This window comes from Pyramidobacter sp. CG50-2 (assembly GCF_003612005.1).
Lineage (GTDB): Bacteria > Synergistota > Synergistia > Synergistales > Dethiosulfovibrionaceae > Pyramidobacter.
The window spans coordinates 1-1,216 of the sequence record NZ_RAWT01000101.1 but is presented as its reverse complement, the minus strand read 5'-3'; the positions used below and the strand labels follow the sequence as shown (position 1 = coordinate 1,216).

1 protein-coding gene is annotated in these 1,216 nt (G+C 63.7%); it reads left to right on the top strand.

Features of this window, described 5'->3' with window-relative positions; genetic code table 11:
* Positions 1–20 precede the first annotated feature (20 nt).
* Positions 21–1,216: serine hydroxymethyltransferase (locus tag D7D26_RS11940; protein ID WP_147413088.1), on the top strand; the 1,196-nt coding region annotated here is incomplete at its 3' end.

Sequence of the window (1,216 nt, the reverse complement as noted above, 5' to 3'; positions counted from 1 at the left end):
GAAAGGGCAGGTAGATATCAATGGACAAGAACAGCGACAAGTACATCCGGGACGTTGACGCCGAGATCGCCGACATCATTATCGAAGAGTACCGCCGCCAGAACCATCAGATCGAGCTGATCGCCTCCGAGAACTTCACCTCGCGCGCCGTCATGGCGGCGATGGGCTCCGTGCTCACCAACAAGTATGCCGAAGGCTACCCCGCCAAACGCTACTACGGCGGCTGCGAAGTCGTCGACAAGGCCGAGAACCTCGCCCGCGACCGTGCCAGGAAACTCTTCGGCTGCGACCACGTCAACGTCCAGCCCCACGCCGGCAGCCAGGCCAACATGGCCGTCTACTTCTCCCAGCTCCAGCCCGGCGACACCATCCTGGCCATGAACCTCACCGACGGCGGACACCTCACCCACGGTTCCCCCGTCAACTTCTCCGGCAGACTCTACAACGTCGTCCCCTACGGCGTCAGCCGCGACACCGAGACCATCGACTTCGACCAGGTGCGCGAGCTTGCCCGCAAGCATCATCCCAAGATGATCGTCTGCGGCGCCAGCGCCTACCCCCGCATCATCGACGCGTCGAAATTCCGCGAGATCGCCGACGAAGTCGGAGCCCTCGTCATGTTCGACATCGCCCACATCGCCGGCCTCGTCGCCGCCGGAGTCCATCCCAATCCCGTGCCCTACTGCGACTTCGTCACCACCACCACCCACAAGACCCTGCGCGGCCCCCGCGGCGGCATGGTCATGTGCAAAGAACAGTACGCCAAGAAACTCGACTCCGCCATCTTCCCCGGCATGCAGGGCGGCCCCCTCATGCACATCATCGCCGCCAAAGCCGTCGCCTTCGCCGAAGCCCTCAGACCCGAGTTCAAGACCTACCAGCAGAACATCGTCGGCAACTGCAAACACCTTGCCGAAAAGATGATGGAGAAAGGCTTCCGCCTCGTCTCCGGCGGCACCGACAACCACCTGATCCTCGTCGACCTGACCAGCAAAGGAGTGACCGGCAAACAGGCGCAGATCGCGCTCGACCAGGCCGGCATCACCGTCAACCGCAACACCATCCCGTTCGAGACCCTGAGCCCGATGGTGACCAGCGGCGTGCGCATCGGTACGGCGGCGGCGACCACGCGCGGCTTCGGGCGCGAGGAAATGGAGAAGATCGCCGGCTGGATCGACCGCGTCGTCACCCACATCGACGACGAAGCGGAGATCGG